Annotated in this window: 8 protein-coding genes; 4 read left to right on the top strand and 4 right to left on the bottom strand. The window is 62.8% G+C overall.

Features of this window, described 5'->3' with window-relative positions; translation table 11 throughout:
- The 3 genes from NP534_RS13670 to gloB all read right to left on the bottom strand — a co-directional run.
- A partial coding sequence (locus tag NP534_RS13670) for an ABC transporter substrate-binding protein (protein WP_274099051.1) occupies positions 1–518 on the bottom strand: 518 nt, incomplete at its 3' end.
- 222 nt (positions 519–740) lie between these two features.
- Entirely contained in the window at positions 741–2,171 is a 1,431-nt protein-coding gene (locus NP534_RS13665) for a lytic transglycosylase domain-containing protein (protein ID WP_274099049.1), read from the bottom strand.
- 100 nt (positions 2,172–2,271) lie between these two features.
- A complete protein-coding gene (gene gloB, locus NP534_RS13660) occupies positions 2,272–3,051 on the bottom strand; it encodes a hydroxyacylglutathione hydrolase (protein WP_274099050.1) in 780 nt (259 codons plus the stop codon).
- A gap of 85 nt (positions 3,052–3,136) precedes the next feature.
- Here gloB and NP534_RS13655 point away from each other — a divergent pair, with 85 nt between their 5' ends.
- The 4 genes from NP534_RS13655 (at position 3,137) to NP534_RS13640 (ending at position 7,534) form a co-directional block, all read left to right on the top strand.
- On the top strand, positions 3,137–3,910 hold the full coding sequence (locus tag NP534_RS13655) for a methyltransferase domain-containing protein (protein WP_274099048.1): 774 nt from the start codon (positions 3,137–3,139) through the stop codon (positions 3,908–3,910).
- 13 nt (positions 3,911–3,923) lie between these two features.
- Entirely contained in the window at positions 3,924–4,370 is a 447-nt protein-coding gene (rnhA, locus tag NP534_RS13650) for a ribonuclease HI (protein WP_033699205.1), read from the top strand.
- 51 nt (positions 4,371–4,421) lie between these two features.
- Positions 4,422–5,180 (top strand): DNA polymerase III subunit epsilon, encoded by a 759-nt coding sequence (gene dnaQ, locus NP534_RS13645; RefSeq protein ID WP_274099047.1) that lies wholly within the window; start codon positions 4,422–4,424, stop codon positions 5,178–5,180.
- Positions 5,181–5,284: 104 nt separating this feature from the next.
- Complete coding sequence (locus tag NP534_RS13640) at positions 5,285–7,534, top strand: Orn/Lys/Arg decarboxylase N-terminal domain-containing protein (RefSeq protein WP_274099046.1); 2,250 nt, start codon at positions 5,285–5,287, stop codon at positions 7,532–7,534.
- Here NP534_RS13640 and NP534_RS13635 read toward each other — a convergent pair.
- Positions 7,518–7,736, bottom strand: coding sequence for a hypothetical protein (locus tag NP534_RS13635; protein ID WP_033699199.1), 219 nt, complete (start codon positions 7,734–7,736; stop codon positions 7,518–7,520). The genes NP534_RS13640 and NP534_RS13635 overlap by 17 nt on opposite strands.
- Between the last annotated feature and the right edge of the window lie 116 nt (positions 7,737–7,852).

Below are 7,852 nucleotides of genomic sequence, written 5' to 3'. Positions count from 1 at the left end.
GGGTTGCCGGCACGCTTGAAGACAAAGCGAATGCGTAAGGGCCCGAGGATGTCCACCCGCTGCACTTCTTGCAGGTTGGTGCGGTAGATAGGGTGGCCATCCTTGAGCAGCGTGCGATAGGAGAACGCCACGTCCGCCGAGGTGATCGGGCGGCCGTCATGGAAGCGTGCCTGTGGGCGCAGGTTGAACACCACCCAGCTGCGGTCTTCGCTGTACTCCACCGAGCGCGCGATCAGGCCGTAGCTGGAGGTGGGTTCGTCGCCCGAGGGGTCGTATTGCCCGGTGCCGATCATCAGCGGTTCGTTCAGTTCGCTGATGCCGTACTGCTGGAAGTTAGGCGTGGTAATCGGGCTCGAACCCTTGAAGGTGTAAGGGTTGAGCGTGTCGAAGGTACCGAATGCCATGGCCCGCAAGGTGCCGCCTTTGGGCGCTTGCGGGTTGACCCAGTCGAAGTGGGTGAATGTGGCTGGGTACTTGAGCGTGCCGAACTGCGCGTATCCGTGGCTTTCGCTCACCATCGCGACGGCGGGAAAGCTCAAGGCCAGGCTGAGTGACAGCAGGAGGGGACGTATCAAGTCGGCATCCGATCCAGAGGCGTTGGGCTTTGATCGAGTACAGTAACAGCTTGGTGGGGTTGGAAAAAGAGAGGTTTTGAAGGCGCTTGATCGTTTGAGGAAGGCTAAACCGGCTGGAGTGGCCTTGCGTCGCGAAAGGGCCGCAAAGCGGCCCCTGGCATTACATCAGTGAGACAGGTAAACGGTCAGCGTCTGCCCTGGCTTGAGCGCATGCCCGCTGCGCGGGTTCCAGCGCTTGAGGTGTTTCATTTCGACATTGAAACGCTTGGCCACCAGGTACAGCGAGTCACCCTTGCGTACCTTGTACTGGGTCGAGCGTTTCGAGGACGCCGCCACCCGGTTACCGGCGGCACTCGGCGCATTGCCGCCGCGCAGTGCCAATACCTGGCCGGCCCGGAGGCTGTTGCCGGACATACGGTTCCAGCGCTTGATATCCCTGACCGATACGCGATTGGCCTTGGCAATGGTGCCTAGGTTGTCGCCACGCTTGACCCGGTAGCTGCGCGCTGCCACCGGGGCCTTGGCTTCGGCCACGGCGCGGGCGAACACGGCCTTGTTCGGCTGCAGGCTGATCAACTGCTCAGGCTTGAGGTTGGACAGGCTGGCGGACAGCAGTTGCGCCTTGGCGGTGGGCACCAGCAATTGCTGGGGGCCGTCTACAGTCATGCGCTTCTTGAAGGCCGGGTTGAGCTGGATCAGCTCGTCTTCGTCGATGTCGGCGAACGCCGCAACGCGCGAAAGGTCGAGGCGATCATTGATGGCGACCGCCTCGAAGTAGGGTTCGTTGGCAATCGGGTTCAGGTTGACGCCATAGGCATCTGGAGTGGACACCACCTGCGACAGGGCCAGCAGTTTGGGCACGTAGTCGCGGGTTTCCTGCGGAAGTGGCAGGTTCCAGTAGTCGGTTGGCAGGCCGAGCTTTTCGTTACGTTCGATGGCGCGGCTGACCGTGCCTTCACCGGCATTGTAGGCGGCCAGGGCCAGCAGCCAGTCGCCGTTGAACATGTCGTGCAGGCGGCTCAGGTAGTCCAGCGCGGCGTTGGTCGAGGCGGTCACGTCACGGCGGCCGTCATAGAAGTTGGTTTGGCGCAGGTTGAAGTGGCGGCCGGTGGACGGGATGAACTGCCACATGCCCGCGGCATGGGCGCGCGAGTAGGCCATCGGGTTGTAGGCGCTTTCGATGGCTGGCAGCAGCGCCAGCTCCAGCGGCATATCGCGTTCTTCGAGGCGCTCGACGATGTAGTGCAGGTAGAGGCTGCCGCGCTCGCCGGCGCTTTCGATGAAGCGCGGGTTGCTGGCGAACCACAGGCGCTGCTGCTCGATGCGCGGGTTGACGTCGATGCTGTCCTGCAGGGTGAAGCCCTGGCGCATGCGCTCCCACACGTCCTGCGGCGCCTGCTCGGCCGGCTTGATCAGCAGCGGGGCCGGCTTGTGCTTGATCCGCGCCTGATAGTTGTGCGCGCGAACGCTATCGGATTCGTCGAGCTGACGGGTGCTCTGGCAGCCCACCAACGTGGCGGCCAGGGCCAGCGCACTGATTTGGGCCAGACGCGTCAGGGCGACGGAATGAGAGGTTCTGCGGCTACGGGAAGACATCGGCTGGGACAGGTATCCGGGCGAAAAATTTCGGCGATTCTAGAAACCGCTACCGGCCTGGTCAACCTTTGACCCTCACATGCGATATATCTTGAGGTTATCAGAAGGTGTCCTTCCAAGACCTCAAGGCAGCAAAAACAGCGACATGCGTGGTGTTTGAATGTCCCTTCCATTCGTCTGCTTTTTGTTTAACGGATGTTTCAGTCGTGCGAATAAAGGGGTTGGTAAGCCGTTCCAGGCCAATCGTTGATGGCAATGTGATGCGATTGTCGGCGCGTAGCCGGGTAACCTCGTCGAAGCGCTGCAGAACGTGCGGGTTTTGTGGCTCCACCGCCTTGGCAAAGCGCAGGTTGCTCAGCGTGTATTCGTGGGCGCAATACACCTCGGTGTGCGCCGGCAGGGCGGCCAGGCGCTGCAGGGACGAGTGCATCTGTTCGGCGGTGCCTTCGAACATGCGCCCACAACCGGCGGCGAACAGCGTGTCGCCACTGAACAGCAGGGGTGTGGCCGGTTGCGCTGAGTAAAAGGCGATATGCCCCAGCGTATGGCCGGGTACGCCGATGACCTGGAACGCCAGGCCCAGCACAGTGATTTCATCGCCGTCCGCCAGTGCAGCATCGCGGGCGGGAATCTGCTCGTTGGCCGGGCCGTAGACCTTGGCGCCGGTCAATTGCTTGAGCCGTTCGACGCCGCCGACATGGTCGTTGTGATGGTGGGTCACGAGGATATCGCTCAATACCCAGTCGGGGTTGGTCGCCAGCCAACGTTCCACTGGGCCGGCGTCGCCGGGGTCGACCACCGCGCAACGGCGTTTGGCAGTATCCTGTAACAACCAGATGTAGTTGTCGGAGAAAGCGGGGAGAGCATCGATCTGTATCATGGTGCGGATCCGTATCGCCAAGCGTGGGACATGAGGGCATCTTAGCCGCGATGGCGTGGCACGAGAACCTTCGAGGGAGAACGCAATGACCGACCAAGCCTTTGCCCAGGCCGACCCCGATTGGGTCGAGCTGATCAGCCTGGCCCGTGAGTGGTTCAATGGCCCGCTCGGCCAGTTGATGCTCAAAGAAGAGGAAAAACTGCTGGAAGAAGAGCTGGGGCGCTTCTTTGGCGGTTATCTCGTGCACTATGGGCCCTGTGCCGAGGCGCCGCCCAGCGCGCCCCAGGTGCAGCGCAACGTGCGCCTCGGGGCACCCTTGCCTGGCGTGGAAATCGTCTGTGAAGAGCAGGCCTGGCCGTTGAGCGAGCATGCCGCCGACGTGGTGGTGCTGCAGCACGGCCTGGACTTCAGCCTCACCCCCCATGGCTTGTTGCGCGAAGCCGCCAGCTCCGTCCGCCCGGGTGGGCACCTGCTGATTGTCGGCATCAACCCCTGGAGCAGTTGGGGCATGCGCCACCTGTTCAGCCATGGCGCCTTGCGCAAGGCCCGCTGCATCTCGCCTTCGCGGGTTGGCGACTGGCTCAACCTGCTCGGCTTCGCGCTGGAGAAACGCCGCTTCGGGTGCTATCGTCCGCCGCTTGCCTCGCCGGCCTGGCAGCAACGCCTGGCAGGCTGGGAGCGGGTGGCGGGCGGCTGGCAAATTTCCGGCGGCGGCGTGTACCTGCTGGTGGCGCGCAAGATGGTGGTCGGCCTGCGGCCGTTGCGCCTGGAACGCCGCGAGCCCATGGGCAAACTGCTGCCGCTGCCGCTGGCCAAGGTCAACCGCACGGTGGCCAATCCTGATACTGAAAAGCACTGAACAAGAGTGGTACATGAGCGATAGCGTCGAAATGTTTACCGATGGCGCCTGCAAGGGCAACCCTGGCCCTGGCGGCTGGGGCGTGCTGATGATCTACAAGGGCGTCGAGAAGGAACTGTGGGGCGGCGAACGCGAGACCACCAACAACCGCATGGAGCTGATGGCCGCGATCCAGGGCCTGATGTCGCTCAAGCGTGAATGCGAGGTGGTACTGACCACCGACTCGCAGTACGTGATGAAAGGCATCAACGAATGGATGGTCAACTGGAAGAAACGGGGCTGGAAGACTGCCGCCAAGGAGCCGGTGAAAAACGCCGACCTCTGGCAGTTGCTCGACGAACAGGTCAACCGGCACAAGGTGAGCTGGAAGTGGGTGCGCGGCCACATCGGCCACCCGGGCAACGAACGGGCCGACCAGCTGGCCAACCGCGGGGTCGATGAGGTGCGCGCCCAGCGTTGAGCTGGGGTACAATCGCGTCCTTTGTAACTGATGCAAGTTGGAGCCCCCCGCGTGGAGCAGCAGCAAGATAAACGCCTGGTCATTCTCGATACCGAAACCACCGGCATGCCGGTCAGCGAAGGCCATCGCATCATCGAGATCGGCTGTGTCGAGGTCATGGGCCGTCGCCTGACCGGGCGGCATTTCCACGTCTACCTGCAACCGGACCGCGAGAGTGACGAGGGCGCCATCGGCGTTCACGGCATCACCGACAGCTTCCTGATCGGCAAGCCGCGCTTCGCCGAGGTTGCGGATGAATTCTTCGAGTTCATCCAGGGCGCCACGCTGGTCATCCACAACGCGGCGTTCGACGTCGGCTTCATCAACAACGAGTTCGCCCTGCTGGGCCAGCAAGACCGCGCCGACCTTGCGCAGCATTGCACCATCCTCGATACCCTGTTGCTGGCGCGTTCTCGTCACCCGGGGCAGCGCAACAGCCTCGACGCGTTGTGCAAACGCTACGACATCGACAACTCGGGCCGTGAGCTGCACGGCGCACTGCTCGACTCGGAACTGCTGGCCGACGTTTACCTGGCAATGACCGGCGGCCAGACCAGCCTGTCGCTGGCCGGGCACGGTGCTGACGGCGACAGTGACGGGCAGGGGGGTGGTGGCAGCGAGATCCGCCGTATTACCGGCCGTGCTCCTGGGCGGGTGATCATGGCCAGTGCCGAAGAGCTGGAAGCGCATGCCGAACGGCTGGCGGCGATCGCCAAATCGGCGGGGGCGCCGGCGATGTGGCAGGCGTTGAGCGAGACACCTGCATCTTGACCATGCGCCCTTTGTAGGAGCGGCCTTGCGCCCCTTTCGCGACACAAGGCCGCTCCTGCAACTACCCTGAAAAGGACACCCCGTCCTGCAGAGGTAGCTGCCTGATGTACAAGGACCTCAAGTTCCCCATCCTCATCGTCCACCGTGCGATCAAGGCCGACAGTGTTGCCGGTGACCGCATCCGGGGTATCGCCGAGGAGTTGCGCCAGGACGGCTTTGCCATCCTGGCCGCAGCGGACCACGCTGAAGCGCGCCTGGTCGCTGCCACCCACCACGGCCTGGCCTGCATGCTGATCGCCGCCGAGGGCGTGGGCGAGAACACTCATCTGCTACAGAACATGGCCGAGCTGATTCGCCTGGCCCGTTTGCGCGCACCTGACCTGCCGATTTTTGCGTTGGGCGAACAGGTCACCCTGGAGAACGCCCCCGCCGAGGTCATGAGCGAGCTGAACCAGTTGCGCGGCATTCTCTATCTGTTCGAAGACACCGTGCCGTTTCTTGCGCGCCAGGTGGCACGCGCCGCCCACAGCTACCTCGACGGCCTGCTGCCGCCGTTTTTCAAAGCCTTGGTGCAACACACCGCGCAATCCAACTACTCCTGGCACACACCGGGGCACGGCGGCGGCGTGGCCTACCACAAGAGCCCGGTCGGCCAGGCCTTTCACCAGTTTTTTGGCGAGAATACCCTGCGTTCGGACTTGTCCGTTTCAGTGCCGGAGCTGGGCTCGCTGCTCGACCACACCGGCCCCTTGGCCCAGGCAGAGGCCAGGGCTGCACGCAACTTCGGCGCCGACCACACGTTTTTCGTGATCAACGGCACCTCCACTGCCAACAAGATCGTCTGGCACGCCATGGTCGGCCGTGATGACCTGGTGCTGGTGGACCGCAACTGTCACAAATCGGTAGTCCACGCGATCATCATGACCGGGGCCATTCCCATCTACCTGTGCCCCGAGCGCAACGAGCTGGGCATCATCGGCCCGATACCCCTCAGTGAGTTCAGCCCTGCATCGATCCAGGCGAAGGTCCAGGCCAACCCCCTGGCGCGTGATCGCGGGCAGCGGATCAAGCTGGCAGTGGTCACCAACTCCACCTACGACGGCCTGTGCTACCACGCCGGGATGATCAAGCAGACGCTGGGGGCCAGTGTCGAGGTGCTGCACTTTGACGAGGCCTGGTTCGCCTACGCGGCGTTTCACGAGTTCTTCGAGGGGCGCTATGCCATGGGTACGGCCTGCGCGGCCGACAGCCCGCTGGTGTTCAGTACCCACTCCACGCACAAGCTGTTGGCGGCCTTCAGTCAGGCGTCGATGATTCATGTGCAGGAGGGTGCCAGCCGCCAGCTGGACCGTGACCGCTTCAACGAAGCGTTCATGATGCACATCTCGACATCGCCGCAGTACAGCATCCTGGCGTCACTGGACGTGGCCTCTACCATGATGGAGGGGCCGGCCGGGCGCTCGCTGTTGCAGGAAATGTTCGACGAGGCGTTGAGCTTTCGCCGGGCGCTGGCCAACCTGCGCAAGCATATTGCCGCTGCCGACTGGTGGTTCAGCATCTGGCAACCGCCAGCGGCAGAGGGCATACAGCACCTTGCCGCGCAAGACTGGCAGCTTCAGCCGGGGGCTGAATGGCATGGCTTTGGTGAGGTGGCGGGCAACTACGTGTTGCTCGACCCGCTGAAGGTGACCTTGGTCATGCCCGGCTTGAGCGCAGGGGGTGTGCTGGGCGAGCACGGTATTCCGGCGGCGGTGGTCAGCAAGTTTCTTTGGGAGCGCGGCCTGGTGGTGGAAAAAACCGGCCTGTACAGCTTCCTGGTGCTGTTCTCCATGGGCATCACCAAGGGCAAGTGGAGCACCTTGCTGACAGAGCTACTGGAGTTCAAACGCCACTATGACGGCAATACCCGGTTGAGCGCTTGCCTGCCGAGTGTGGTGGCAGCGGACACTTCACGTTATCAAGGCATGGGGTTGCGCGAGCTGTGTGACCAACTGCACGAGTGCTACCGCGCCAATGCCACGGCCAAGCAGCTCAAACGGTTGTTCACAAGCTTGCCGGAGGTTGCCGTCAGCCCGGCACGGGCCTATGACCAGATGGTACGCGGCGAAGTGGAGGCGGTGCCGATCGAAGCGCTGCTCGGCCGTGTCGCAGCGGTGATGCTGGTGCCGTATCCGCCCGGCATTCCATTGATCATGCCGGGAGAGCGGTTCACCGAAGCGACCCGCTCGATACTCGACTATCTGGCGTTTGCCCGAGCTTTCAACGATGGCTTCCCGGGTTTCGTTGCCGACGTGCATGGCCTGCAGAACGAAAGCGGTCGCTACACCGTAGACTGCATCAAGGAATGCGAATGATCTCGACGCCGGTCTGTGCCAGCTCGAAACGGTTTTCGCCCAGGTGGTTGACGCGGTCGCCAATTGCCAGGCGGTAGGTGGTGATCGGTGCGCCCAGCGCGCTGCCGTCGACCTGGAGGGTGGACTCCTGGAACTCGTGGACGGGGTAGATGCGGCCTTCGGCGTCACGGGCGTGGAATTGGCCGACCATTACTGCTGCCATTTGGGTGAAAACCTCTGAATTACGTAGGAAATATCTGCAAACATAGACCGTACAAGATACCCGGAAGTTTTCCCCTCGTGGAAAAAAAACCAAAGCGGCGAGAAACGGTCATCTAT

The organism is Pseudomonas sp. 39004, from assembly GCF_028682155.1.
GTDB lineage: Bacteria > Pseudomonadota > Gammaproteobacteria > Pseudomonadales > Pseudomonadaceae > Aquipseudomonas > Aquipseudomonas capeferrum.
Note: the sequence above shows the minus strand (reverse complement) of the source record. Positions and strands in the feature narration are given on the sequence as shown.